This window comes from Paenibacillus rhizovicinus (assembly GCF_010365285.1).
GTDB classification, from domain to species: domain Bacteria; phylum Bacillota; class Bacilli; order Paenibacillales; family Paenibacillaceae; genus Paenibacillus_Z; species Paenibacillus_Z rhizovicinus.
The window spans coordinates 3,736,128-3,762,234 of record NZ_CP048286.1; the positions used below are offsets into that span (position 1 = coordinate 3,736,128).

21 protein-coding genes are annotated in these 26,107 nt (G+C 60.4%); 19 read left to right on the top strand and 2 right to left on the bottom strand.

Annotation, left to right across the window (positions count from 1 at the left end; genetic code table 11):
- The first annotated feature begins 94 nt into the window (after window positions 1-94).
- The 3 genes from GZH47_RS16805 to GZH47_RS16815 are packed head-to-tail and all read left to right on the top strand — an operon-like array spanning window position 95 to window position 3,106.
- A complete protein-coding gene (locus GZH47_RS16805; protein WP_162641611.1) occupies window positions 95-1,204 on the top strand; it encodes a Gfo/Idh/MocA family protein in 1,110 nt (369 codons plus the stop codon).
- Between the two features lie 14 nt (window positions 1,205-1,218).
- Complete coding sequence (locus GZH47_RS16810) at window positions 1,219-2,061, top strand: DUF6807 domain-containing protein (RefSeq protein WP_162641612.1); 843 nt, start codon at window positions 1,219-1,221, stop codon at window positions 2,059-2,061.
- Between the two features lie 22 nt (window positions 2,062-2,083).
- Window positions 2,084-3,106, top strand: a complete 1,023-nt coding sequence (locus GZH47_RS16815) for an NAD(P)-dependent oxidoreductase (protein WP_162641613.1) — start codon at window positions 2,084-2,086, stop codon at window positions 3,104-3,106.
- Window positions 3,107-3,210: 104 nt separating this feature from the next.
- On the opposite strand, the gene GZH47_RS16820 is transcribed toward GZH47_RS16815, so the two are convergent.
- Window positions 3,211-3,408: a hypothetical protein gene (locus GZH47_RS16820; RefSeq protein WP_162641615.1), complete on the bottom strand. Its 198-nt coding sequence runs from the start codon at window positions 3,406-3,408 to the stop codon at window positions 3,211-3,213.
- A gap of 97 nt (window positions 3,409-3,505) precedes the next feature.
- Here GZH47_RS16820 and GZH47_RS16825 point away from each other — a divergent pair, with 97 nt between their 5' ends.
- Complete coding sequence (locus GZH47_RS16825) at window positions 3,506-4,720, top strand: MFS transporter (RefSeq protein WP_162641618.1); 1,215 nt, start codon at window positions 3,506-3,508, stop codon at window positions 4,718-4,720.
- A 53-nt stretch (window positions 4,721-4,773) separates the two neighbouring features.
- Here GZH47_RS16825 and GZH47_RS16830 read toward each other — a convergent pair whose 3' ends face one another.
- The gene (locus GZH47_RS16830; RefSeq protein ID WP_225446102.1) at window positions 4,774-5,481 is read right to left on the bottom strand and encodes a DUF421 domain-containing protein; all 708 of its coding nucleotides are present in this window, start codon (window positions 5,479-5,481) and stop codon (window positions 4,774-4,776) included.
- A 218-nt stretch (window positions 5,482-5,699) separates the two neighbouring features.
- Here GZH47_RS16830 and GZH47_RS16835 point away from each other — a divergent pair, with 218 nt between their 5' ends.
- The 15 genes from GZH47_RS16835 (at window position 5,700) to GZH47_RS16905 (ending at window position 26,100) form a co-directional block, all read left to right on the top strand.
- A complete protein-coding gene (locus GZH47_RS16835; protein ID WP_225446103.1) occupies window positions 5,700-6,362 on the top strand; it encodes an ATP-binding protein in 663 nt (220 codons plus the stop codon).
- An 80-nt stretch (window positions 6,363-6,442) separates the two neighbouring features.
- The gene (locus GZH47_RS16840) at window positions 6,443-10,405 is read left to right on the top strand and encodes an AAA family ATPase (RefSeq protein WP_162641640.1); all 3,963 of its coding nucleotides are present in this window, start codon (window positions 6,443-6,445) and stop codon (window positions 10,403-10,405) included.
- Window positions 10,406-10,599: 194 nt separating this feature from the next.
- Complete coding sequence (locus GZH47_RS16845) at window positions 10,600-11,739, top strand: ABC transporter substrate-binding protein (protein WP_162641710.1); 1,140 nt, start codon at window positions 10,600-10,602, stop codon at window positions 11,737-11,739.
- 14 nt (window positions 11,740-11,753) lie between these two features.
- Entirely contained in the window at window positions 11,754-12,719 is a 966-nt protein-coding gene (locus GZH47_RS16850) for an NHLP bacteriocin system secretion protein (protein WP_162641715.1), read from the top strand.
- A 19-nt stretch (window positions 12,720-12,738) separates the two neighbouring features.
- Complete coding sequence (locus tag GZH47_RS16855) at window positions 12,739-14,988, top strand: NHLP family bacteriocin export ABC transporter peptidase/permease/ATPase subunit (protein ID WP_162641719.1); 2,250 nt, start codon at window positions 12,739-12,741, stop codon at window positions 14,986-14,988.
- Between the two features lie 39 nt (window positions 14,989-15,027).
- Window positions 15,028-17,952 (top strand): NHLP bacteriocin export ABC transporter permease/ATPase subunit, encoded by a 2,925-nt coding sequence (locus tag GZH47_RS16860; protein WP_162641724.1) that lies wholly within the window; start codon window positions 15,028-15,030, stop codon window positions 17,950-17,952.
- Between the two features lie 85 nt (window positions 17,953-18,037).
- Window positions 18,038-18,409, top strand: coding sequence for a hypothetical protein (locus tag GZH47_RS16865; RefSeq protein ID WP_162641726.1), 372 nt, complete (start codon window positions 18,038-18,040; stop codon window positions 18,407-18,409).
- A gap of 202 nt (window positions 18,410-18,611) precedes the next feature.
- Complete coding sequence (locus tag GZH47_RS16870; RefSeq protein WP_162641728.1) at window positions 18,612-19,022, top strand: hypothetical protein; 411 nt, start codon at window positions 18,612-18,614, stop codon at window positions 19,020-19,022.
- Window positions 19,023-19,049: 27 nt separating this feature from the next.
- Window positions 19,050-19,463 (top strand): hypothetical protein, encoded by a 414-nt coding sequence (locus tag GZH47_RS16875; protein WP_162641730.1) that lies wholly within the window; start codon window positions 19,050-19,052, stop codon window positions 19,461-19,463.
- A gap of 228 nt (window positions 19,464-19,691) precedes the next feature.
- The gene (locus tag GZH47_RS16880) at window positions 19,692-21,014 is read left to right on the top strand and encodes a dicarboxylate/amino acid:cation symporter (protein WP_162641733.1); all 1,323 of its coding nucleotides are present in this window, start codon (window positions 19,692-19,694) and stop codon (window positions 21,012-21,014) included.
- 15 nt (window positions 21,015-21,029) lie between these two features.
- A complete protein-coding gene (locus tag GZH47_RS16885; protein WP_162641738.1) occupies window positions 21,030-21,962 on the top strand; it encodes a GNAT family N-acetyltransferase in 933 nt (310 codons plus the stop codon).
- The gene (locus GZH47_RS16890) at window positions 21,943-24,270 is read left to right on the top strand and encodes a beta-ketoacyl-[acyl-carrier-protein] synthase family protein (protein ID WP_162641744.1); all 2,328 of its coding nucleotides are present in this window, start codon (window positions 21,943-21,945) and stop codon (window positions 24,268-24,270) included. Before GZH47_RS16885 ends, GZH47_RS16890 begins: the two co-directional genes overlap by 20 nt.
- A complete protein-coding gene (locus GZH47_RS16895; protein WP_162641749.1) occupies window positions 24,267-24,590 on the top strand; it encodes a phosphopantetheine-binding protein in 324 nt (107 codons plus the stop codon). Before GZH47_RS16890 ends, GZH47_RS16895 begins: the two co-directional genes overlap by 4 nt.
- Entirely contained in the window at window positions 24,587-25,351 is a 765-nt protein-coding gene (locus GZH47_RS16900) for a 3-oxoacyl-ACP reductase family protein (RefSeq protein ID WP_225446104.1), read from the top strand. The genes GZH47_RS16895 and GZH47_RS16900 overlap by 4 nt, the downstream gene beginning before the upstream one ends.
- Window positions 25,348-26,100, top strand: coding sequence for an SDR family oxidoreductase (locus GZH47_RS16905; RefSeq protein ID WP_162641753.1), 753 nt, complete (start codon window positions 25,348-25,350; stop codon window positions 26,098-26,100). Before GZH47_RS16900 ends, GZH47_RS16905 begins: the two co-directional genes overlap by 4 nt.
- Window positions 26,101-26,107: the final 7 nt, after the last annotated feature.

The following is a 26,107-nucleotide window of genomic DNA, read 5'->3' on the forward strand; positions in this document are numbered from 1 at the left end:
AATCTCATTTTCCAAACAAATAATCGCATCGACTTCTTGGACGCCAACGCATACAGTTAAAGTATTAAGAGCGCTTACAGGGAGGATGACCCGAATGAGTCAACGACTACGCGTAGCCATTGTCGGGCTGGGCTTCGGCTCGGAGTTTATTCCGATTTATCAGAACCATCCGCACGCCGAGATGTATGCGATCTGTCAGCGTACGACGGAGAAGCTGAATCAAATCGGCGACCACTTCGGCATTGCCGTCCGCTATTCCGACTTCGACGAGATGCTGAAAGACGAGAACATCGACGCCGTTCATATTAATTCCCCGATTCCGAACCATGCGGAACAGAGCATCAAAGCGCTTCTGGCAGGCAAGCATGTCGCTTGTACCGTGCCGATGGCGACGACCGTGGAAGAATGCCGGCGGATCGTGGAGGCGCAGCAGCAGTCAGGGAAGAACTACATGATGATGGAAACCTGCGTCTATACGCGCGAGTTTCTCTACGTCAAAGGCCTGCGCGACGCCGGCAAACTGGGGCGCATTCAGTTTCTGCGCGGGGCGCATCAGCAAGAGATGGCCGGCTGGCCGGGATACTGGGAAGGACTCCCGCCGATGCACTATGCGACGCATGCGGTCAGTCCGCTTCTGGCGCTGGCGGATCAAGAAGCCGACTTCGTATCCTGCCTCGGTTCGGGCCAAATCGCGGAAAACCTGACGGAGAAATACGGATCGCCCTTCGCCGTAGAGTCGGCCTTATTCCGTTTGCGCGATTCCAATCTGGCGATGGAAGTAACGCGTTCCTTATTCGAAACGTCGCGCGAATACGTGGAGAGCTTCGACGTATATGCCGATCGAATGAGCTTCGAATGGCAGCAGCTGGAGGGCGAGTCCCCCGTTATCTTCACCGGAGAGCAGGCCGAGCGGGTTGAAATCCCCGATTATGCGCATCTGCTCCCCGAAGGAATCCGTAAGTACACGACTGAAGGCGTCTACGATGCTGCCGAAAATGTCCACTTATCCTTCACGCAAGGCAGCGGCCACGGGGGATCGCATCCGCACTTGGCGCATGAGTTTATTATGAGCATCGTCGAGGAACGCGCCGCCTTCCCGGATGTCTATACGTCGGCGAATTGGACCTGTGCCGGCATTTGCGCCCACGAATCGGCAATGCGCAATGGCGAGCAGGTCAAGCTTCCGGTATTTCCAAGAAGATAAGGGAGGGCAGCGCGATGCAAACGTCCCAATTAAGAGCGGAAAGCACGGAAACGTGCATCCGGATTTACCGCGGCAATGAAGCCGTGCCGATTCTCGAACAGCATGCCCAGTCGGACAAGCGTCCGTATATCCATCCGATACTTGCTCCGGACGGCAACGGAATTCTAACCGAGGACGTGCCTTCGCACCATCCTTGGCAGCATGGGCTCTATATCGGATTGAACGATGTGAACGGCGTCGGATTTTGGACGGAAGGGCTGTTGAACGATCCTAATGACGGGAGCTTCCGGCCTCTGCCGCTGCAACCAGCCGTCGTTGACGGATGCCGCGTTTCTTGGGAAGTGGAGACGCTCTACCTGGATCCGGCAGGCAAGCCGCTGCTGATGGAATTACAGCAGTGGCGGCTGGAAGATCAAGGCGGCCGCTACAGCATTGATTTCGACTGGTCCTTGAAGGCGGCCGTCGATCTGACGTTCGGGCAATACGCGTACGGCGGGCTTTTCCTGCGCATGCCTTATCGGCGTGAACTTGGCGGTCAAGTGCTGAATAGCGAAGGTCAAATCAATGAAGAAGGCGAAGGACAGCGCGCGCGCTGGTCGGCTTGCTGCATGCCGATCGAAGGCCGTGCCGATCAGGCGGGTTTCGCGTTCATGGATCATCCGGGCAACGCCGAGCATCCCGTGCCATGGCGCGTGGATTACGAATTGGGCATCTCGCCGAGCAGATGCATCACGGGACCGTGGCAGCTGGCCAAAGATGAAGTGGAAACCTCTCGCTATCGGATTATCGTCTTCTGCGGCAGTACCGATCCGGACGAACTGAATGCAGGCTGGCAAGCATTCGCCGCCGCCAATTGAATCTAAAGGAGAAGGATATCCTATGAGAACCGTCATTATCGTTCATCCCCGTTTCGAAGTCGTATGGCCGTGGACAGTCGATCATTTCCACAAGCTGTTTGCCGCGCAGGGTCCCGCCGAACTCATTCGTCTGCAGGCCGACGAGTCAGGCAAGCTGGGTCAGCTCGTTCCGGACCCGGGCAGCGTAACGCGATTGGTCTCGCTGACCGTCGACGTGACGACCGATTGCCTGCGCGCCTTCGGCAGCTTGAGAGAAGCGGCAATCCTGACAGACGCCTATGGCGGCTCGCTGTCCGACGAGCAGAAGCAGCTGTTAGCCGACGCCGAAGTCCGTTTATACCGTCAACCGAGCGAAGGCTATTGGGGCCAATCGGTATCCGAGTTCGGCTTGGCGTTAACGTTGTGCGGGCTGCGGAGAATTCCGCAGACCCATCATGAAATTCTGACGAGCTTGCAGCCTTGGGACTACGAGCCGATCACCGGCGTGAGCAATCCGCCAGTAAGAGGGCATCAGTTCGGCGATGATCCGAACTTCACGAACGGCACGATTGAAGGCAAGCGCATCCGTATCGTCGGCGCAGGGAACATTGCTTCCCGCTATGCCAGCTTCGTTCATATGCTGGGAGCCGATGTCGCGGCATGGGATCCGTTCGCGCCGGAGCCTTCCTTCCACCGGGCGGGCGCCCGGAAAGAATGGCATCTCGAGCGGCTCGTCCAGGATGCCGAGATTTTCGTGCCGATGGTGCCGTTAACGCCTCAAACGAGGGGACTGGTGACCGCGGAAATGATTCACGCCCTGCCAAAAGGCTGCTTGGTCGTATTGGCGACGCGTGCCGACATTTGCGACATGAAGGCGATTCGCGAGCGCGTGGTGAACGATGAAATCAGCCTTGCCGCCGACGTGTTCGATATCGAGCCGCTGCCGCTGGATGACGAACTGCTGGGCAGGCATAATGTCGTGCACACGCCGCATAACGCAGGCCGCACGGTGCAAGCGAACCAGCGCTGGGCGGAGAAACTGTTCGAACAATTTCTTCCCCAATAAGCATGGCGGATGCAAGCATACAAGGAAGAACCCGGCAGGCGCTGCCGGGTTCTTCTTCGTGTCGCGCACCGCTCAGGGAGGCGGGCGCTGGATCCGGCTTATATTTACGGCCGTTCCGTGCCGCCTTCCGCTGTTCCGCCTTCCCGTTCTGACGTTCCGTCCGGCCGTGCCGCCGTTTCACCATCCCGCCTTCCGCCCAGCCGTCCCGCCTTCCGCCGTTCCGCGTTCCACCATGCCCGTTCCGCCCGGCCGTTCCGCCGTTTCGCGCCAGCCTGTTCGAAGCCGCCCGTTCCGCATTCCATTAACGCATTAATGTGTCAAACCGGGAATTGTGGTAAGTTAGTAAAAGCGAGTTTTGAATACGGGTTTCGTGCCTTACGGAAAGGATGTATTTTCAGCATGCTTGAGCCCAATGCTTCTGTTATTAAACAGCCCTATTACATGAATTACTGGTTGTCGCGCGTCATATCCTCGACTTCCTTCCAGATGCTCTCCGTGGCGATCGGCTGGCAAATGTACGTGCTGACCAAGGACGCCTTCAGTCTCGGTCTGGTTGGCCTTGCCCAGTTTCTTCCCATGGTACTGCTTACCTTCGTCGTCGGCCATGTCGCGGACCGCTTCGACCGCAGGCTGATCGTCGCCTGTTGTCTGTTCGTTGAAAGCGGAATTGCCGCCTTGCTGCTGTTCGGCAGCATCGAAGGGTGGCTGGGCCGGGAGCAAATACTGGTCGCGGCCGCGCTGCTCGGCGCCTGCCGCTCGTTCGAAGGGCCGGCCTCCTCGGCGCTGCTGCCCCAGCTGATACCGAAGGAATTGCTGCAGCAAGCCATTTCGTGGAGCACCTCGGCCGGGCAGACGGCGCAGATTATCGGACCGGCGCTGGGCGGATTGCTGATTTCGGCCGGAGCGAATTACGTGTATGCGACGTCTGCCATCGTGCTGCTTGCCGCGGGGATTCTCGCGTTCGTCATTCGCGTCGAGCATGGCAGGCAGCAAGTGGCGCGCCCCACGCTGCGCTCCATGTTCTCGGGCCTAGGGTTCGTCTATCGCCATCCGGTCATTCTCGGAACGATCTCGCTCGATCTGTTCGCCGTTCTGCTCGGCGGGGCGACGGCGCTGCTGCCGATATTCGCGCAGGATATTTTGCATACGGGACCTTGGGGTCTCGGGCTGATGCGGACGGCGCCGGCGGTCGGCGCGCTGCTCATGTCGCTCGTCATCGGATACTTCCCGCTTAAGAAAGCGGTGGGGCCGCTGTTGTTCGGTGCGCTTGGCATCTTCGGCTTATCGACCATGCTCTTCGCCGTATCGAAGAATCTGACCCTGTCGATCATCGCGCTGCTGCTCATTGGCGCTTCGGACGTGGTCAGCGTCGTCATTCGGTCGTCGCTCGTGCAATTGCAAACGCCGGACGAGATGCGCGGAAGGGTGAATGCGGTCAACTCGCTGTTCATCGGGACCTCGAATCAGCTTGGCGAATTCGAATCGGGCACCTTGGCCGGGCTTGTCGGGACGGTACCGGCCGCCTTCATCGGCGGCGTCGGCACGCTTGTCGTCGCGGGGCTGTGGATGGTGCTGTTCCCGTCGCTGAGGCGGATCCGGTCGCTGTCCGGTTGATCGTTGCTCGCTTTGTCCGGGGCTGGCGTATTCGTCCAGCCTCTATTCTATTGCTATTCCTTATCGACCGGCTGCCGAATCCGGTCCTCGTAATAATCGAAAAACAACTGCTTATGCGTGCCCCTGACCGCATAGAATACATCCTCGATCCGTTTCCCTCTGCGGCGAAGCTCGTTTTCGAGCCACTCGCGGGTCAATCCGTTCATCGTTAAGTTTTGCTCCATCAAAGCGCCGTCCATGATCAGTTCAATGGGGAACGACAAGCTGCCTCCGCCGAGCTTCAAGTCTCGCTTGGTAACGAACTGGTAATCGTCTTTCTTCAAGATCGACAGCACCCCGTTATCTTCCAGTACGGCGTACTCCACTTCGCCCATATTGAAGATGCCTTTTTCCCGCAGCGCTTGATCCAAGGAATCCAGCGTGTAACGGACCTTCTTCATGTTGCCCTCCAGAATTTTACCTCCTTCTATTAAGACGGTTGGAGAACCGGAAATCCAATTGCGCCATTTCCTGCTCTTCAGTGCGATTACGGATAGCAGAACAGACGTGATGCCCATGACAATAAGCGCCAGTACCATGTGCGTCGACTTGAGCTTGGTATTGAACGCCAGGTTGGCTGCAATGGCGCCGATGGTAATGCTGGTCACGAAATCCAGGAACGTCATATTGGAAATCGTCTGTTTGCCGAGAATATTAGCCATGATCAAGAGCAATAGGATAGCGATAATAGCTCTAATCAAGATATCCCAATAGGTATGCAAGCGCAGAACCTCCTTTTTACCACTATCTCCAATCGGCAGCCAAAACAACCGGGCGCAGACCTTCCCCGTTAGATCATATCCGAATGGAAACAACGTCAATGCAGCCCTATTGCAGCGTATCATTTAAAACTGCATGCTCAGGGATATACCATTAGTTTACAAACGTTTGCTACAATAGAACTAATAAGCATGCATTATTCCGAATAGAGGTCATACTCATGAAAAATATGAACTTCCAAGTGAATTTACAAGGCGTCATCGATTTATTATCCAACCACTTATACTCCGATCCCGGCGTCTTCGTACGGGAATTGCTGCAGAACGGCGTCGATGCGATCACGGCGAGGAAGAAACTCGGGGAACCGTTCGACGAATCGGTGAAAGTCGAAGTATTCTCCTCGTACACCATCTCCTTCACCGACAGCGGCAGCGGCTTGACGGAAGAGGACATCGAACAATTCCTTGCGCGAATCGGAAGCTCCGCGAAGCGGGACAACCTAGATGCGGCGGATGATTATATCGGCCAGTTCGGCGTCGGTCTGCTGGCCTGCTTCGTCGTCAGCGATGAAATCGTGCTGATTACCCGTTCCGCGCTCGGAGGCGATGCGCTGGAATGGCGGGGCCGGCCGGATGGCACGTACGTCATCAAGAAAGTAAAGCGGCAGGTGCCGATCGGAACGACCGTGTATCTGAAAGCGAAAGCGAACTACGAGGAATATTTCGAGTACTACCGCATCCGCGGCTTGTTGAACAAATACGGGAAGTACCTCAAGACGCCGATTACGCTCACGGAGGACAAATACGAGCAGACCGTGAACGTGCCGCAGCCTCCCTGGGAGATGGAGAAGCAGGAAGCGATGGCGGCTTACGGCGGCTCTTGAAGCCTGGGCAGCCAAGCGGTGCCTTAGGGGACTAGTTCGTATACGGGTAAAAATAAGATCGAGATCAGGCTGGTGCTGAGTTGAAAACAAGAATGCAAGGGGCGGAAATAACGAAGTACGCCGGCGGAGAACCGGCACAAGCGGGGCACCGCACGGCGCCGGACGGTTTGAGCGGCGGATTGTATGGACGGGACCGCGAGGTGGCGCGGATTCGGGAAGCGTTTCATTGGACGACGCTGGGCTCGACGCAGCTGATCAGCGTGTCGGGGCCGTCGGGGATCGGGAAGACCGCGGTCATCCAGGAGGCGCTTCATAAGATCTCGCTGGAGGAAGCGTATCTGATAGCCGGCAAATTCGAATCCCTGCAGCAGGATACGCCGATGTCTCCGCTCATCGGGGCATTCCGGGAACTGACGGAACAGTTGTTGAACGAGGACAAGCGGAGCTTGGAGCAATGGCGGGAAGCGATTCTTCAGGCGCTCGGCGTCAATGCCGCCGTCATCACGGACGTCATACCGGAGATGGAACGGATTATTGGCCGTCAAGCGTCCGTGGAGCAGCTGCCGCTGGAAGAGGCGATGGAGCGGTTTCAATTCGTCTTTCGCCGGTTCATCCAGGTGTTCTGCCATCAGAAGCATCCGCTCGTGCTGGTCATGGACGATTTGCAATGGGCGGACGAGGCTTCGTGGCGGATGATTCGCTCCTTCATGTCGGACCCGCAAAGTCAGAGCTTGCTGCTGATCGGGGCATTCCGGGACACCGGCGAGATCGGCCGGATCGAGGAGGAGCTGGGGGCGATCGCCTCGTCCGGGGTGACGGTGCAGTCCTTGCCGCTCGGGCCGCTCGGCCCTGTCGAATTGACCCGGATCGTAGGCGACACGCTGGGCGTGAGCGACGGCATAGCCGATGATATCGCGCATACGCTGCTGCTGAGATCGGATGGTAACCCGTTCCTGTTCCGGCGGCTGCTGCAGCGGAGCATGGAGGAAGAAGTGCTTCGTTACGACGAGCCGGGCGGCGGCTGGGTCTGGAACTGGAAGGAACCCGATCCGGCGGCTGGTTCGGCGCATGCCGACCTGCTGTTGAATTATATGACCGACAGCATCAACCGTCTTCCGGCGGATACGCGCCAAGCGCTGCTGGAGGCCTCCTGTCTGGGGGGCGAAAGCCCGCTGGCGCTGCTCGCTTCCTGGCGCGGGGAAACGCCGGAACGCACGCTGGACGTGCTTCGGCCGGCCATGGAGCGGCAGCTTATCATGTACGCGGGTTCCGGAACGCCGGAAACGGCGGGCGGCGGCCGCACTAGCGATCCCGGCGCCGAGCGGATGGAGGAAGGCCGAATCCGCTTCGTTCACGACCGTCTGCAGGAAGCGGCGAACGCGCTGTTCGATACGCCGCGGAGCGAAGAGGTGCATTGGCATGCGGGCCGGTATTGGCTGCGCCATTCCGATCCGGCTCTGCGCGAGCGGCATGTATTCGATGCGGCGGGCCATCTGAATAAAGGCAGCAGGCTCGCCCGATTGCCGGAGGATCGGAACAATCTCATCCGGGCCAACGCCGGCGCGGGCGGCAAGGCCAAGTCCGCAACGGCCTACGAAGCAGCGGCCGCATATTTCGGCGCGGCGGCCGCCTTCATCACCGAGGAGCATTGGGAGCGGGATTTCGACTTCTGCTTCGATCTGTTCGTCGATCTGCTCGAATGCGAGTACATGAACGGCTGGCAGCCGTCGACCTACGATACGTTCCATGCCCTGCTGGGAAGGGCCCGCACGGCCTACGAGCGCATGCGCGTGCAGCATATTGAAATCAACCGGCTGCTGCATACGGAGCGAATGGCCGACGGCATCGAGCTCGGCATCGCGTGTCTGCGGGATCTGGGCATTCATGTCTCCGTCAATACGGGGAAAACCAAGCTGTTCGCGGAGCTGCTTGTGACGAAGGAGCATCTGCGCCGCAAGATCGGCCGGCTGAGGGCCAAATCGTCGGTGTCCGATCCCGTCATTACCGTCGCCTTGCAGGTTCTGACGCAGCTGTCGGGCGCGGCATTCATCTGCGACCGGCCGCTATTCCGCGCGCTGACGTTCAAATGCGTGAGGCTTTCGCTCAAGTATGGGAATTTCCCGCATGCGGCGGCGGTATTCGGCAGCTTGGGAGGCATTCTCAACCAGGCGCTCGGCGACCTCGAGCTGGCCCGGGCTTCGCTCAAGGAGGGCATGAGAATCGCCGTCACGTACAAGCAGCCTTCGATTCTGTGCAGGGCGCATCTGACGATGGGCGTGATGTTCTTCATTATGGAGGACGAAGACAAGGATCTGCACGCGCATTTCCGAAAATCGATCGATTACGGACTGGAAGCCGGCGATCTGTTTTTTACCGGTCATTCGGTCGTCATGCTGCTCGTCAATCTGCATATGGTCGGCAAGCTGGACCGGTTAGAGGCGGTCGTCCCGGAGTACAAGAAGATGCTGGCCGACACGCAAAATCATTACCTGCTTCCCTATATCACGATCATAGAACGATGGCTGCATGCGTTGAAGGGTACGGGCGCCGAACCGGGTGCCAACCAGGACGACCAGGAGCTGCTGCTGCGGATAGGCCGCTCGGGCATGGAATCGAATCTTCTCTATCAGTACGGATTATCCCTGCTTCAGGAAGGATATACGCTGGGCGACCGCGACCTGGCAATCCGCGGCGCGGATATGGCGCGGAAGCATGAGCAGGATGCCACGCATTACCTGCACCGGTCCGAATACGAGCTGTATTACGGGCTGACGCTGCTGAACCAAGGCCCGGGATTAAGCGCGGCCGATACTAGAGCGTTGGCGGCTTGCCGGAGAAGCCTGCGCCGGTCCGCGGCCAAGTGTCCCGAACACATCCGGCACAAGTCGCTGCTGCTGGAATCGAGCTATGCCGAGGCGCGGGGGAAGCTGGATGCCGCGGGACGCCTGTACGACGATGCCATCCGGGAAGCGCGGCGCAGCGGGTATGAGCATCATGCCGCGCTCGCATGCGAATGCGCGGGGCGGATGTACGTGGCGCAGTCGCGGGAAACGACAGCGAAGGGGTATCTGATCGAGGCGCATGCGCTCTACAGGCAGTGGGGGGCAGCGCGCAAAGCCGATCAAATCCGGGAGCAATACGCCGCGTACTGCAAGGAACTGGCTTGGGAAGAGGTTGCCGCCGCCGCTGTCAGCGCGCCGACCGCCGCGATGTCGGTGCAAGAGAGCGGCGCCGTCGCGGCAGGGCCGGATCTGTCCGTCGTGCAGCAGGCATTCCAATCGATGGCCGCCGAGTCCGACCAGCGCGCGCTGATCGAGAATTCGATTCGGACGGTGATGGAGTTCGCGGGGGCGCAGCGCGGCTGCATCGTCATGGAGCATGCCAAGCGGCTGACGGTCGAACTGGCGGCCGATCAAGAAGGCGGGATACTTCGGCAGCCGGTTCCCGTGGAACGGTTCGATGAGGTTTGCCTGCCGGCCGTTCGCTATACGGCGAATACGGGCGAGATCTTGCTGATCGAGCATGCGGCTGCGGGAGGACGCCTGGCGCGCGATCCCTATGTGATGAGCTGTCAGATCCAGTCGATGCTCTGCCTGCCGCTGCATTTCCAGAACCGGCTGACGGCGGTGCTGTATTTGGAAAACAACCGCCGGCAGGGCGCGTTTCGGGCCGAGCAGCTCGATATGCTGCGCATGCTGGCGACGCAGACGGTGTTCCTGCTGAAGCTGTTTCCGTATGATGACGGGCAGGCAGCGCCGGTCAACGATACTGGGGCCGATACGAAGACTGCATCGGGCCAGGCCGACGCGGAATCGGCGGGGCTCATGGATCCGTTAACGAAGCGGGAGCTCGAGGTGCTGCAGTTCATGTCGCTGGGGATGACGAACCAAGAGATTGCCCAGCAGCTGCATATCGCAGTGGGAACCGTTAAGTTGCATACGAACCGGATTTTCAGCAAAATGAACGTCAACCGCCGAGCCAAAGCCGTGCTCGAAGCCAAACGAATGAAGCTGCTGAACGATAACGACGCGGGAAGCGAGTAAGCGCTAGTTTATTGGCCAATACGGTACGAAGCCGTGAATAACTCCTAATAAGGAGGATATTCACGGCTTTTTTCGCGGTTTTTTTGTCGAATTTTGCAAAGATATACCTTTAGTTATACGACAAACGACGCAGCCGCATCGTAGATTAAGACTTGAATCAAGACTCGAAACGCGCCAAAAGGAGACACCGACTGATGAGAATACAAGCGATTCTGATCGTTTCCATCTTACTCGTATTCCTGACCTCCTGCTCGAATGCAACCGACATGCGCGAGGAGCGGGAGAGCACGCTAAGCAAGCAGAAGGGCGATATCCTCGTGGGCGTGGCCTGGCCGTTCGCGGATCGCAACGAAGGGTTTCGCGAGGGGCTTGAGCTGGCCCTGGGCGAGATTAACAAGAAGGGCGTGCTGGGCAGCAAGATCCGGCTGGTGGAGAAGGACGACAAGTCTTCCGTTACGGACGGCCTGACGATCGCCCAGTCGTTCGCGAACGATCCGGAGCTGACGGCCGTCATCGGCCACCGCAGCTCGGTCGTCACCGTGCCCGCAGCCAAAGTATACGATCATGCGGGGCTGCCGCTGATCGCGCCGTCTTCCACGGCTCCCGGGCTGACGGCAGCCGGGCTCGACCGCGTGTTCCGCACGATTCCCGACGATACGCGGCTCGGCAAGACCATGGCCGATTACGCCAATGCCAAGCATTATAAGCGCGTGGCGATTTTCTACACGAACGACGAGTATGGCCGCGGTTTGGCGAATGCCTTCGAGGACGGAGCCAAGGCGGCGGGGATGCAGACGATCGACCGGCTGTCCGACTATAAAGACTTGAACGACCTGCGCCGCATCGCGGACAAATGGAAGCTGCTCGGCTGCGACGCGGTCTTCTTGGCCGAAGTGATGCCGGATGGGGCGGCGTTCGTCGCAGACCTGCGGAAGGCGGGGCTGGAAGTGCCCGTCATCGGCGGCGACGGCCTGGATTCCGCCGCGCTGCCCGCTGCGGCGGGCGGAGCCGCCGAAGGAATGGTCGTCGCCTCGATCTTCAATCCGTTCGCGGCCGACGACACGGCGCAAGCGTTCGTGAAACAGTATGAAAGCACCTATAACGCGGAACCGGGCAAACTGGCGGCGCAGGGCTATGACGCCTTGAAATTGCTGGCGTATGCGCTGGACAAGGCAGGCACGCGCGAGCCGTCGAAGCTGGCCAAGACGCTGAAGGAGACGAAAGGCTGGCAGGGCGCGTCCGGTCTCCATACCTTCGACGACAACGGCGACGTCAGCGACATGCCGATTGTATTGAAGCAGGTCGAAGGCGGCACGTTCCACTATCTCAATTAAAGGAGCACAAGCGGATGAAAACCGACGTTTTTCGCAAGGTGTCCGTCGAACGGCTGTCTTCGCCGGAACAGCTGGACACGTTGATGAAGGTGACTTCCCCGAGAGGCTGGCTTGCGCTGGCCGCGCTCGGCGTGCTGCTCGCTGCCGCAATCGTCTGGGGTTTTGCAGGTACGATGAGTACGAAGATCACGTCGCAGGGCGTCTTGATACGACCGGGCGGCTTGCAAACGATCTTCGTCGACTCGGGCGGGACGCTCACCGATATCCGGGTGGTCGAGAACGATTACGTGCATAAAGGGGACGTGGTGGCCCGGGTCGAGCAGCCGGCGCTGCTCGCGAAGCTGGGACAGCTGAACCAATCGCTGCAGCTCGCGGAAGCCGGCTACCGGCAGAAGGCGTCTGCAGCCCTGGCCGCGCAGATCGAAGAACTGCGGGCGGCTATCGCCGCGGCGCAATTGGATTACGCCAACGCGTCCCGAATCGTCAGTCCATTGACCGGCCGCGTGCTGGAGGTGCGATCCAAAACGGGTTCATCCATCGGCGCCGGCATGCCGCTGCTGACGGTCGAATCGGGCGACAAGCAGGTGAAAGCATTGCAGGCGGTCCTGTATCTGCCGCTGCAGCAAGGGAAGACGATTCTTCCGGGCATGCTGGCGGAAATTTCGCCGAGCTCCGTCAACCGGGAAGAGTTCGGCTTCATCCGGGGCCGGGTGACGTCCGTCTCGGAGTTTCCGGTGACGGCGCAGTCGATGCTGCTCACGCTCGGCAACGAGGCGCTCGTGCAGGAGCTCGCCGGACGGGGGGCGGCATTGCTGGAAGTCCGCATCGAACCGATTCCGGATCCGCGGACGGTCAGCGGCTTTAATTGGTCTACCGGAGAAGGGCCGCCGGTCGAAGTCGACAGCGGCACCCTGATGAACGCTTCGATTATCGTGAAGCAGCAGAAGCCGATCACGTCCGTTATTCCGCAGATCAAGTGAAAATGGAGCTGACAATCCGATGGAAACGAAGGGGAGCAGAGAGAATAAGCCCGCCGCGCCAAAGCGGGTCAAGACGCCGACCGTTCTCCAGATGGAGGCCGTGGAGTGCGGCGCCGCCGCGCTGGCCATCGTGCTGGGCTACTTCGGGAGCCATCTTCCGCTGGAAGAGCTGCGCGTAGAGTGCGGCGTCTCCAGGGACGGGAGCAAGGCGAACAACATTCTGAAGGCGGCGCGCAAATTCGGGTTGACCGCCAAGGGCTATAAGAAGAATCCGGAAGACCTTCGGAACATGACGTTTCCGTTGATCATTCATTGGAACTTCAACCATTTCCTCGTGCTGGAAGGCTTCAAGGGCGACCGCGTGTACTTGAACGATCCGGCCGCCGGGCCACGAATCGTATCCGCGGAGGAGTTCGATATGTCGTTCACGGGGGTGGTGCTGACCTTCGCGCCTTCGGAACAATACGTGCGTACAGGCGCGCAGACCGGGATGCTGAAGGCGCTCGGCAGCCGGCTGAAGGGCTCCGAGTCCGCGCTGGCCTACGTGGTGCTGGCGGGATTGTTCCTGGTCGTTCCGGGGCTGGTCGTACCGGTATTCACGAAAGTGCTGATCGACAATATATTGCTTGGCGGCCTGCATAATTGGCTCGTGCCGCTGCTGATCGGCATGGGGGCGACGGCGCTGATGCGCGCCGCGCTCACCTGGCTGCAGCGCTACTATTTGCTCCGGCTGGAAATGAAGTTCTCGCTGAGCACGTCCGGACGTTTCTTCTGGCATGTGCTGCGGCTGCCGATCGAATTCTTCTCCCAGCGATACAGCGGGGAGATCGGTTCGAGGGTGATGATCAACGACCGCGTGGCCCAGCTGTTGTCGGGCGACCTGGCCGTAGCGATGCTGAACGCCGTCATGATCGCGTTCTATCTGCTGCTCATGCTGCAGTACAGCCTGCTGCTGACGGGCATCGCCTTGGCGGTGGCCCTGGCGAACGTGCTCTTCCTGCGCTTCGTATCCAAGCAGCGGGTAGACCAGAACATGCGGCTGCTGCAGGAATCGGGCAAAATGCAGGGCGTGTCCATGGGCGGCTTGCAGCTTATCGAAACGTTGAAATCAAGCGGGTCGGAGTCCGACTTCTTCTCGAAATGGTCGGGGTATCAGAGCAAACTGCTGCAGTCGCAGCAGCAGCTCGGCGCTTCGTCCGGCTTGCTGTCGGCCGTGCCCGGCCTGCTGTCGGGCATCAGCACGGCGGTCATTCTGTCCGTCGGCGGGCTGCAAGTCATGAACGGCGCCTTGACGGTCGGGATGCTCGTCGCCTTCCAAAGCTTGATGGCGAGCTTCATTGATCCGGTCAATCAGTTGGTGCAGCTGGGCAGTTCCTTGCAGGAAGCGCAGGGCGGCTTGAAACGGCTCGACGATGTACTGAACTATCGAATCGATGCCCAGCTTGCGGCGGCGCCCGGAGAATCATCGCGGGAATCAAGCCCAGGCGGGATGGAAACAGCGGCCGCGAAGGACGGGGCCGGACCGGTTGACGAGGCGCCGAACGCGAAGCTCGCGGGGTTCGTGGAGCTCCGGCAAGTGACGTTCGGTTATAACCGGCTGGAAGGCCCGCTGATCGAGAATTTCAGCCTGAAGCTGAAGCCGGGCACGCGCGTTGCGCTCGTGGGCGGCTCGGGCAGCGGGAAGTCGACGGTGGCGAAGCTGGTCGCCGGCATTTATGAGCCCTGGTCGGGGGAGATCGCATTCGACGGCGCAACGCGCAGACAGCTTCCGCGGGAGCTCGTCGGCAACTCCGTAGCGGTCGTGGACCAGGAAATCCACCTCTTCGAAGGCACGATCAAAGACAATCTGTCCTTGTGGGATGCGACCATACCGGAGACGGAAATCGTGCGAGCGGCCAAGGATGCCCGCATCCACGACGATATCAGCTCCCGCAGCGGCGGCTACGATCATCCCATCGAGGAGGGCGGCGGCAACTTCAGCGGCGGGCAGCGGCAGCGGCTGGAAATCGCCAGAGCGCTGGCCGGCAATCCGTCCGTGCTGATCCTCGACGAAGCGACGAGCGCGCTGGATCCGAAGACGGAACAGCTCGTGGACGCCAGCATCCGGAGGCGGGGCTGCACCTGCCTGATCGTCGCGCACCGGCTGAGCACCATTCGCGATGCGGACGAGATCATCGTCATGCACCGGGGCAAAGTCACGGAACGGGGCAGTCACCAGGAATTGCTTGCGAAGAACGGTGCTTACGCCAGGCTGATCCAGGAGCATTGACCTTACATCCTTATATCGGAACGGAAGGAGCGGAAGACCGTGAAACTGACGGAGGAACAACCCGAACTGCAGCGGCTGTTTGCGGCGCAGGGCGCCGAAATGGAGGCCGAGGGCAACCGGCCCTTGATCGTCCGCGACGAGGCCTATGTCTGGCTGGTGCAAACCGGCCATGCGGATGCGTTTGCCGTATCGCTGCACGAGGAGGAAGTGGTTCGTCAGCGGCGCTTCTTGTTCGGCGTCGAGCCGGGCCAGCTGCTATTCGGCTATTGCGGCGAGGATGACGGCCGGAACAGCTCGGCGGGCATCCTGATCGCCGGGTTGACAGGGACGCGGCTGCTTCGGATGGACAAGGCCGCTTTCGACCGCGCCTTGTCCGAATCGCCGCGCTTGCGCGAAGAAGCCGCCGTGCGGATCGATGCCTGGGTCCGCAATTGGTCCGTTGCTTTGGCGAAATCGGCACCGGCAGAGCAGGCGATTGAACTTGCGCCCGGCATGACGGCCGAGGCCGGGGAGCATGCGGTGCTGCGCACGGCCGCCTTAGTATGGGTTCGCTTGCAGGCTGGCAGGCTGCATTGGATGGGCAGCGGCGATCTTGCGGTCGACCGGCCGGGCCAGCTGTTCCCGCTGGCGGCAGCAAGCTGGCTGGTGGCGGAAGAACCGTCCAGCTTATCCGCCTGCGGCACGCTGGAGTGGCTGGGTCAAGACCCGGCGCTCGAAGGGTTGTCCGGCTATCACCGCTGCATTGCGGCCTGCTTGCGTCAGATGTACGTCTTCGAAGAGCGGTTCGAGCGGGAGCGGCTCAAACGCAAGACGGAACAAGACGAAGCCGTGATGGAGCGGGCGATTCGGCGACTAGCTTCCGTTACCGGGAGCGCGGACGGCGCGCAGGCGGCCGATCAGCGGACGGGCGACAGCCTGTATGCGGCTGCCCGGCTTGTGGGAGAAGCAGCCGGCGCCGACGTTAAACCGGCCAGTGCCGAGCGGATGCGGAAGGCGCGCGATCCCGTCAGCGAAATCGCCAAAGCATCCGGTTTCCGCTCGCGTCAGGTCATGCTGAAGGACGACTGGTGGCGGACGGATAACGGACCGCTGCTGTCTTTCATGGAAGAGGGCGGCCGCCCGGTCGCCCTGCTGCCGAACGGGGCGGCCGGTTACCGGCTGATCGACCCCGAGAACGGCACGGAAACGATCGTGACGGAGGAGCTGGCGGGGAGGCTCGAGACCGCGGCGCATATGTTCTATCGGCCGTTCCCGACGCATCCGCTGTCGGTCTGGGACATTCTCAAATTCGGCTCCCACCGGACGATCCGGAAGGATTTCGCCAGGGTGCTCCTGCTCGGCATCGCAAGCGGACTGCTCGGGATGTTCGTTCCGATCGCGAACGGCATCTTGTTCGATACCGTCATTCCGGCAGCCGATCAAGGGCCGCTGCTGCAGATCGGCCTCATTCTGCTCTCCATGACGGCGGCTACGGCCTTGTTCGAAATTACGCGCTCGATGGCGATTCTGCGCATCGAAGGGAAGATGGACGGCTCCATCCAGGCGGCGGTTTGGGATCGGCTGCTGAATATGCCGGCGTCGTTCTTCCGTCAGTTTACGGCAGGCGACTTGTCGAGCAGGGCCAACAGCATCGGCACCATTCGGAAACTGCTGTCCGGCGTGGCGGTAACGGCGATCTTCTCGGGCCTGTTCTCCAGCTTCAACTTCTTCCTGCTGTTTCATTACGACGTGAAGCTGGCGATTACGGCCGCGTTTCTCGTGCTCGTTCCGATGCTGGTCACCGTTGGCGTCGGCATCCTGCAGGTTCGCAAGCAGCGCGTGCTTCTTCGCGTGCAGGGCAGGCTCGCGGGAACCGTCCTGCAGATCATCGACGGCATCTCGAAGTTCCGGATGGCGGGCGCGGAGAAGCGGGCCTTCTTCTTATGGGCCAAGCTGTTCGGCGAGATGAAACAAACCTCGTTCCAAGCGAGGACAATCAGCAATATCCATGCCGTATTCAATGCATTCTTCCCTATTATTACCTCGGTCGTCCTGTTTTATTTGGTCGGGACGAACGCGCAGAGCTTAAGCGCGGGGCAGTTTATCGCGTTCTTCTCGGCCTTCTCTTCCTTCCTGGGGGCAATGCTCGCCATGTCGACCGCCATCGTATCCATGATCAACATCGTGCCGCTGTTCGAGCGCACGAAGCCGATTCTGCATACGGTGCCCGAAGTGAACGAGGCGATGGACGATCCGGGCGAGCTCTCGGGCGGCATTGAAGTCCGGCACGTTAACTTCCGTTACGCCGCGGAGCAGCCGTTCGTGCTGAACGATCTGTCGTTGACCATCCGTCCGGGCGAATTCGTCGCGCTGGTCGGCGCATCGGGATGCGGCAAGTCCTCCTTGCTGCGGCTGCTGCTCGGATTCGAGAAAGCGGAGGCAGGCTCGATCTTCTATGACGGGCAGGACGTGAAGTCGCTCGATATCCGCAACGTCCGCAATCAGCTCGGCGTGGTGCTGCAGCACGGCAAGGTCATGGCAGGCGATATTTACGCCAACATTGTCGGTTCGTCTAACCTCACGCATGAGGATGCTTGGGAAGCCGCTCGCATGGCGGGGCTCGACCAGGACATCCAGCAGATGCCGATGGGCATGCACACCGTCATCTCCGAAGGCGGCGGCACGTTGTCGGGCGGCCAGCGGCAGCGCCTGCTTATTGCGCGGGCACTCGCCAGAAGGCCGAAGATTCTCTTCTTCGACGAGGCGACGAGCGCGCTGGACAATCGTACGCAGGCCGTCGTCAGCGAAAGCCTCGAGAAGCTGCGCGCGACGCGCGTCGTGATCGCCCACCGCCTGAGCACGATCATGAACGCGGACCGGATCTTCGTCCTGGACAAAGGCCGGCTGGTTCAAGCGGGAACCTACGCGGATTTGATGGAGCAGGAAGGTTTGTTCGCGGAGCTCGCCAAGCGGCAGCTGGCTTAAGAACCGAAGGCGGTATCGGGCCGCTGCCTGGCGATCCATCGTGTTTGCCAGGCGGATGATCAATCCATTTTAGGAGGAATTATCGATGAGTTGGACCCAGGAAACGTTCCAGGAAGCAGTAAGGAAAGTAAGTGAACGGGCGGCGGTCGACGCGGCCTTCAGAAGCCTGTGCGTCAGCGACATCCATGCGGCGATTCAACAGGAGAGCGGCATCGAAGTGCCGTCAAGCTTCAAGATCGGCGTGCTCGATCCTTCGGCGAATCAGCTCAATATCGTCATCCCTCCGGTCGCGCTGGAAGAAGGCGAGCTGCAAGAAGACGAGCTGGAGAGCGTAGCGGGCGGAGTCAAAGGAACGCTGGCCGACGGCTCCGGTGAAATCCCGAGAGACAGCGTGGGGATCATTCCCGAGCTGCCCGGTTCGGGCGGCATGATTTTTTTCGGCAGCTTTCCCAAGTAAACCGTGAATCATCGCGGCATTTCGGAGTTGACCTGAATGAGGTGCAATGGGCTTGCGGGCGAGTCGGAGATGATCGGATTCGCCCCGCAATGCGGGCTGCCGCGGAGGATTCCTATTCATTGGCGGCAGCCATAACGAGCGTTCATGCTCCCGGCCACTCGCCGGGTTTATGATAAATATGATTTATTAGGAGGCGTCTTTGATGAGTTGGTCAAAAGAAGCGGTCGAAGAAGCAATAAGCAAAGTCGGAGCAAGAGCGAAGACGGATTTGGAATTCAGAAGCCTGTGCGTGAGCAACATTCATGCGGCCATTCAGCAAGAAACCGGTCTTGAAGTGCCGGCTAGCTTCAAAATCGGCGTGCTGGATCAATCGGCGAACCAACTGAACATTATTTTGCCTCCGATCGCCAAGGAAGAAGACGAGTTACTGGAAAGCGAACTGGAAAGCGTGGCGGGCGGCAGCAAATCCGGTGCGACCGATTTCTTCGAAGGCATCGCGGTCGGGATCGTTTCCGTTGCGGTCGGCGAGCAGGTCGATAGCAATTCTTCCGAAGGAACGGCGGGCAATATTATCGGTCAAGTTATCGGTTCGCCGATTCGTATCATTTCCTAATCCATTATTACAAAGCGGAGGTAGCTTATGAGCTGGACGAAAGAAGCAGTCGAGGAAGCGGTAAGAAAAGTTGGCGCAAGAGCGGCAACGGATTTGGAATTCAGAAGCCTGTGCGTTAGCAATATCCATGCGGCGATTCAGCAAGAAAGCGGCATCGAGGTGCCGGCCAGCTTCACGATCGGCGTGCTGGATCAATCGGCGAACCAGCTGAACATTATTCTGCCTCCTGTCGCAAGGGAAGCGGACGAGCTGCTCGAGAGCGAACTGGAAAGCGTGGCGGGCGGCAGCAAAGCCGGCGCGAACGACTTCTTCAGCGGCGTAGGATCGGGTGCGCTGGCGATGTTCGGCGAAGACACCGGCTTCCGCGGCAACAGCTCCGAAGCGACTGCCGGCGCTGCAATCGGCGCCATTCTGATGTTGCCTGCTGCACTGGCTCAATAATCCGTTGACGTCCGTGCCGGCGAATTTGCCATTGTTTTGACAATATGGCCTGGCTGCGGAGAATCCCGAGAGATCGGGGTTCTTCCCGCAAGCGGCGTATGCGCCGCTGCCGGGAAAGATTGAACCGCTCCATTAACTCGGACCATAATTGGCGATTCGGTGCGCTTGAGCGTGCGTGAACGTTCTTCCACATATATGCATTTACTCGGACGGCAGGAGGCTGAAGTCGTGATCCGGAAACGCATTTCCTTCTCTCTTCACTGGCTGCGGTCGATATGGGCCATTATCGCGGCCATCGGCGCCGGTGTCATGGCAGGCTTGTATCAGCCTCGTTTTGCCGGGGAGCTGATTCCTTACGGGAACTTATATTTATCCTTTCTGAAAATGTGCGTCATCCCGATCATGGTCACCGCCATCGTATCCAGCGTCGGGCGGCTGTTCATGTCGAAGGGGACGGGCAAGGTGCTGCGGCGGATGATCCTCGTCTTTCTGGCCGGACTGCTCTTGGCCGGCATTCTTGGACTAGGAGCGGGCCTGCTTGGCAAGCCCGGCGAAGGCTTCTCTTCGAATCAGCGTACGGTGCTGGGGCAGGAGGTCTTGGACAGGGAGCCGGCTGCCGAATCGGCGGATGCCGCAGCATCGGGGAACGGACTGCTCCAATTCGTGTTCGACCTCATTCCGTCCAACATCTTCATTGCGCTCGGACAGGGCAACAGCCTGCAAATCCTCTTCTTCTCCGTTGTGGTCGGCATTGCCGTCGGGCTGCTCTCGGTTCACTCGGGCGATCAATTCCTCTTCATGACGGATCTGCTGTTCAAAGCCTTTCAACGCATTATCTCATGGGCGATGTACGTGCTGCCGTTCGGGATGTTCTGCATGATGGCCGGCCAGATCGCCGGCGCGGGGGCAGACCTGCTGCTGGCCATGGTCAAATACATCGCCTGCATCTATGGCGCCTGCCTGGTGCTGCTGCTGGCCGGCATCTGGATCGTGTCGGCTGCGTTAAGGAGGCCGCTTCTATCCGTCGTACGCGGCTTGAAGGAACCGCTCTGGATCGCATTCGGCACGCAGAACAGCATCGCCACGATGCCGTACGTGCTGGAAACGCTGAAGAGCCGATTCAGGCTGAATGCGAATACGGTCAATCTGGTCGTGCCGCTCGGCATCGTGCTATGCCGGTACAGCATGGTGCTGACGTATACGACGGGCATCGTGTTCATTGCGCAATTATACGGCGTATCGTTAGGGCCGCAAGGGCTGCTGGTCGCGTTGTTCGGTTCGATTCTGACGGCTGTCGCCGGTGCGGGGTCTCCGGGCATCGTGTCCATCGCCATGATCTCGCTGATCGCGAATCCGCTGCATCTTCCGTACGCCACGGGGGTCATTCTGTTGATGGCCGTGAATCCCATTATCGACCCCGGCGTGACGACGGCGAGCGTCATGATGAACTGCGTCTCGACCGTCATGATTGCCGGAGCGGAGGAAGATGCGGAAGGAACTCGATTCGACGAGTCGGCTAAGGAGCGCGGCAGTGCTTTGCAAACGGAATAAGCGAGGGGGATGTTCATGTTAATCGTCAAGCGGTTGGACCCAGCGGCGTGCATGCCCTATGAGACGCTGACTTATCATTACGCGCGTTCGCTGCTGTACCGGGAGGATGGAGGCCGGACGAGCTTCGCCGTCGGGGCGGAATGGACGGAATGGTCGGAAGGGACAAGCAAAGCGAAGGCGGTCGGCCTGGTCGTCATTCATTTCCGGGAGGACGGCGGGAACGCGGAGGTCGTCTCGGTCTTCGTCAAAGCGGCCTATCGCCGGCAAGGCATCGGGACGGCGCTGCTTCGCGAAGCGGAACGGATTCTCCGGGACATGCCATGCGAGCGGCTGTCGTTTACGTATTATTCGGGCAAGGCCATTACGCCTGCCGTGGAAGCTTTTCTGCATCGCGAAGGCTGGTCTGAACCCGTTTCGGAGGGAAAAGTGTACCAGACCGACAAACGCATCGCGGATGCGGCTTGGATTCGGAAGACCGCCATGCCGAAGGGCATGCGTTCCTTCTATTGGCACGAGATCGGCCCGGAGGAGAAGGCGCGCCTGCTGGAAGCGGAGGGCAGCCTGTACCCGGCTTTTCTCTCGCCGTTCAAATCCAAGCTGCCGGCGGAGGAGAGCAACAGCCTCGGCCTGCGGCTTCACGGGGAAACGGTGGGCTGGTGCATGACCTATCGCATCGCCGACGATACCGTGCTCTACGACAGCGTTTATGTAACGCCGGAGCTGCGCTTGTCCGGCTGTGCATTCATGCTGATCGCGCAATCGATCTCCATCCAGCTGGAACGCGGCATCCCCAAAGCGATCTTCGCCGTGAATAACGAAGCGCCGTTCATGCGCAAAATGCTGGATCGCTGGCTTATGCCTTATGCGACGGGCGTTTCGGAGCGACGGGCGGCGTATAAAACAATCATGACGACAAGGGGGCAGGCGCATGGCGGCAGCATTGGATAGACGGCGCGTCGCGATTACCGGCATGGGCATTCTCGGCGCCCTCGGCGATACCTTCGAAGACGTGCTATCCCGCATGCGGGAAGGCGAGACGGGCATCGGACCGATCGGGCGGTTTCCGACGGCCCGGCTGCACAGCGGGATCGGCGCCGAGCTGAGAACGGACAAGGCGGCGACGTTCTTCACGGAGGCGCAGCGGCAGAAGTACGATCTCTGCGCGCAGTACGCGATCATGGCCGCGGATCAAGCGCTTCGGGACAGCGGGCTGCCTCGGGGGCCGGCGAAAGGAACGCGGATGGGCGCCGCGCTCGGCACGTGCAACGGCGGCATATTATCGCTGGAAGCGCAATGGACGGTAACGGAGCTGGATGACGAGCGGACGGGGCGCTATCCGTTCTACCAGCAGGGGGACGACGTTGCGGATTATTTCCGGCTGAACGGACCCGTAACGACCATCCATACGGCTTGCGCGGCGAGCGGCAATGCCATCGGCTACGCGTACGACATGATTCGCTGGGGCTATGCGGATACCATGCTGGCCGGCGGTTCCGATCCTTTATCGCACGCGGTGTATGCCGGCTTCAACGTGCTGCGGGCATTAAATCCCGCGCCGGCTTCCCCGTTCGCCAGCCATTTCGGACTGAGCTTGGGCGAAGGAGCGGCGTTCGTCGTGCTGGAGCCGCTGGAGCGCGCGCTGGAACGGGGGGCGACGATCTATGCGGAGCTGTGCGGCTACGGGCTGAGCAACGATGCCTACCATGAGACGGCGCCCGACCCGGAAGGCCGGGGAATCGGGACGGCTGCCGCGATGGCTTTGCGCCATTCGGGTGTATCCCCATCGCAAATCGAATACATCAATGCGCACGGAACGGGTACGCAGGCTAACGATCAAGCGGAGATCAAAGGGCTGCGCAGCGTATTCGGGGAACGTTTGGACGGCATTCCGCTCAGCTCGAGCAAAGCGTATTTCGGCCATGCGCTCGGGGCTGCGGCCGTCATTGAATTGACCACCTCGCTGTATGCGATCCGACATGGCCTGCTGCCGGCGACGCTGCATTACGACGAGCCGAGGGCAGGCTGCGAAGGGCTGAACATCATCGCCAACGATATGGCCGAGGGCAAGCCGCGCTTCATCATGAACAACAATTCGGCATTCGGCGGCCATAATTCGTCCATCGTGGCCAAGACAAGCTTGGCTGACGATGAAGCGGCGGTCGTGTCTGCGTATAACCCGAAACGAAGGATCGGCATCGTCGGCATCGGTGCCGTTATCGGCAGCAGCGTGCGGCAAGGGAGCGTCTCCGACCCAATTCGCCGCGCCGACCAAGACGCGGCAGAGCTGCCGAAGGCGGGGGCATGCACGTTCTCGTTGAAGGCGTTCGATCCAAGCCGGTACGAACGGCGGATGAACCGGTTGTGCCAATTCAGCATCGGCGCGGTACGGACGGCGATCGCGGATGCGGGCTGGGCTGACGGCGGGCAGGCGCTCGACGGCCCGCCCGAGCGGGCGATCGGCTTTATCTGCGGCACCTCGCGGGGAAGCACCGATAGTATCGGCAAGTTTCTGAACAGCGTGTTCATGAACGGGCCGGAATTCGCGAGCAGCATTTATTTTCCGTATACGGTCATCAACTCGATCGCCGGCAAAACGGCGGAGAAGCTGGCGCTCGGCGGCTTCAGCAGCTCGCTCAGCAGCGGCGGGGCAGAAGGCATCATGGCCGCGGCTTATGCCTGCGGCAGCATTCGCAGCGGCGTGCACGACCGGTTCCTTATCGCCGCCGGCGAGGAACGGTCGGGCCTCTCGGAGCAGATCGACCGGGCCAAAGGCTTGACGGAGAGCCGCTTCCGCCCGCTCGAGGGCAGCGTTTGCCTGGCTTTGACGGATTTGGATGTCGCCTTGCAGGGCGGGCAGCCGGTCATGGCGGAACTGCAAGGCTTCGGCATGGCTTATGGAGAAGGTGCGCTGGCAGCCGCCATCGATGGCGCGCTGACGGAAGCGGGATTGCTGCCGGAGCAGGTCGAAGGCGTGCTGCTCGACGGTGCGGGCCGTCCGGGCGAGTGGGAAGCTCAGCTGCAGATCGTGCGCGCGCGGCTTGCGGGACCGGACATCCTGATCGAAAGCGTGAACGAGCGATACGGGTACGGCGAATCGGTCGGTTCCATGCTGGCGCTCGAAGCTGCCGCCGAATGGGTGAAACCCGGCGCGATGCGGCATGTGCTGGCCATAGGCATATCGGTGAACGGCAATGCGGCTGCCGCCGTAATCGGGGCGGTCGACAAACAATCAGATGAAGCGGAGGAGATCGCATGAAGAACTGGAGCACGATTTCATTGGAGGAGATCAAGGAGACGGTGAAGCAGAAGCTGCTGATCGAGCGGCTGGAGCTGGAAGACGTGACGGCGGCGGACATCGATGACGACATGCCTTTGTTCGGAGAAGGCCTCGGGCTCGATTCGGTCGAAGCGTTCGAGATCATGGTGGGGCTGGAGGTCGTGTTCGGCGTCATGGTCGAGGGCATTGCCGCGGATCAATTGAAGGAGCATTTGTACAATGCGTCTTCCATCGCCAAGTTCATCGAAGCCAGCGTCCGGGAGCAGGCCGAGCTTCGGCCGGCGGCCGGAAGCCTATGAACAATGAAGACGGCGCGCTGACGCTTCAGAATCGGGTTGCCGTCATAACGGGGGCTACGCGGGGCATCGGAAGAGCGGTGTGGGAACGGTTCGCGGAAGCGGGAGCGACCGTTATCGGCGTCTATGCCAGGAGCGGGGAGATTGCGGCGAAGCTGGAGGCGGAGATGGCGTCGAGGTCGATTGCCGGCCGCTTCTATCGGGGCTCGGTGGATGACCCGGTCTTCGTAAGAACGCTAATGCGGCAGGTGAAGGCGCAGTTCGGGCGCATCGATATCCTGGTGAACAATGCCGGCATCACGCGGGATAATTTGGCCATGCGGATGACCGTCGAAGAATGGGATGCCGTGCTGCATACGAATTTGCAGGGCACCTTGCTGTGCGCCGCGGAAGCAATCCCGTACATGCGGCAGCAGGGCGGCGGCGCTGTCATTAATGTCGTTTCCGTCTCCGGCCTCCATGGCAGGGAAGCGCAGGTAAACTACAGCACGGCCAAAGGTGCCGTGGTCGGCCTGACGAAGCTGCTGGCCCGGCGTCATGCGCGGGAAGGCATCCGCGTCAACGCGGTAGCGCCCGGCATGATCGCCACCGAGATGACGGAGCAGATCCCTCCTGCCAAGCTGGATAATTTCCTCCATCACACGAATCTGGGACGCCAAGGCACGGCCGACGAGATCGCGGCCGCGATCCTTCCGCTAGCCAGCGGTGCATCGGGTTATCTGTCCGGGCAGGTATTGCGAGTGGACGGAGGTTTTCTGCGATGAATGCTGCGATGAATAAGGCGGTCTTGATTACGCCATCCGGCAAGCCGTTCGAGCGGGAAGTGCTGAACGGTCTGCTGGAGCGGGGCTGTTCGGTTGCTTTGCCGGTCGCGGATGCCGAAGAGGCGAATGGGTATATGGAAGGATTGAGCGAATCGAACCGCTCGCGGTTCATTCCGTTGATCGGCGCCTCGGACGACGAGGCGGGAATCGTGGAAACGGTCGGCCGGGCCATTCGTCATATGGGCGGACTGGATATGCTGATCCACGGCGCGGCGATCGTAGACGAAGACGCTTGTTACGACGCCGATCCCGCAGCCTTCGGCCGGCAGACGTCGGCCGCGCTTCGCTCCCGCATGCTCTACAGCCGTGCGGCTGCCGCGCATATGGCTAGGGATAAGAAGGGGCATATCGCCTTCCTCCTGCTCGCGGACAGTCTGTATTACGCGGACTATCCGTCTTCGCCGGTCTTGAACCATGGCACGATCGCCATGATGAAGACGCTGGCGAAGGAGCTGTCGCCGTTCCGAATCGCGGTCAATGCCGTTACGTGCGGCTGTTATGCGGATCCGGAGGAGCGGACGGATCGGAAAGCGCTGAAGCAGAAGCTGGAAATCCATGCGCTGAAGCCGTACTTGCCGCAGCCGCAGGAGCTGGTTGCCGCTTCGCTCGACTGGCTGCTCCATGTACCCGAGCGTCTCGTAAGCGGGCAGAACATGCATATCGGGGCGGGGATGGATACCTTTATTTAACAGGTGC

Coding starts and splice junctions, on each gene's coding strand:
- GZH47_RS16870 (WP_162641728.1), top strand. CDS start 18,612: ATGAGTTGGTCAAAAGAAGCGGTCGAAGAAGCAATAAGCAAAGTCGGA.
- GZH47_RS16855 (WP_162641719.1), top strand. CDS start 12,739: ATGGAAACGAAGGGGAGCAGAGAGAATAAGCCCGCCGCGCCAAAGCGG.
- GZH47_RS16875 (WP_162641730.1), top strand. CDS start 19,050: ATGAGCTGGACGAAAGAAGCAGTCGAGGAAGCGGTAAGAAAAGTTGGC.
- GZH47_RS16845 (WP_162641710.1), top strand. CDS start 10,600: ATGAGAATACAAGCGATTCTGATCGTTTCCATCTTACTCGTATTCCTG.
- GZH47_RS16900 (WP_225446104.1), top strand. CDS start 24,587: ATGAACAATGAAGACGGCGCGCTGACGCTTCAGAATCGGGTTGCCGTC.
- GZH47_RS16885 (WP_162641738.1), top strand. CDS start 21,030: ATGTTAATCGTCAAGCGGTTGGACCCAGCGGCGTGCATGCCCTATGAG.
- GZH47_RS16820 (WP_162641615.1), bottom strand. CDS start 3,408: ATGGAATGCGGAACGGGCGGCTTCGAACAGGCTGGCGCGAAACGGCGG.
- GZH47_RS16895 (WP_162641749.1), top strand. CDS start 24,267: ATGAAGAACTGGAGCACGATTTCATTGGAGGAGATCAAGGAGACGGTG.
- GZH47_RS16835 (WP_225446103.1), top strand. CDS start 5,700: ATGAAAAATATGAACTTCCAAGTGAATTTACAAGGCGTCATCGATTTA.
- GZH47_RS16890 (WP_162641744.1), top strand. CDS start 21,943: ATGGCGGCAGCATTGGATAGACGGCGCGTCGCGATTACCGGCATGGGC.
- GZH47_RS16825 (WP_162641618.1), top strand. CDS start 3,506: ATGCTTGAGCCCAATGCTTCTGTTATTAAACAGCCCTATTACATGAAT.
- GZH47_RS16805 (WP_162641611.1), top strand. CDS start 95: ATGAGTCAACGACTACGCGTAGCCATTGTCGGGCTGGGCTTCGGCTCG.
- GZH47_RS16810 (WP_162641612.1), top strand. CDS start 1,219: ATGCAAACGTCCCAATTAAGAGCGGAAAGCACGGAAACGTGCATCCGG.
- GZH47_RS16850 (WP_162641715.1), top strand. CDS start 11,754: ATGAAAACCGACGTTTTTCGCAAGGTGTCCGTCGAACGGCTGTCTTCG.
- GZH47_RS16815 (WP_162641613.1), top strand. CDS start 2,084: ATGAGAACCGTCATTATCGTTCATCCCCGTTTCGAAGTCGTATGGCCG.
- GZH47_RS16905 (WP_162641753.1), top strand. CDS start 25,348: ATGAATGCTGCGATGAATAAGGCGGTCTTGATTACGCCATCCGGCAAG.
- GZH47_RS16865 (WP_162641726.1), top strand. CDS start 18,038: ATGAGTTGGACCCAGGAAACGTTCCAGGAAGCAGTAAGGAAAGTAAGT.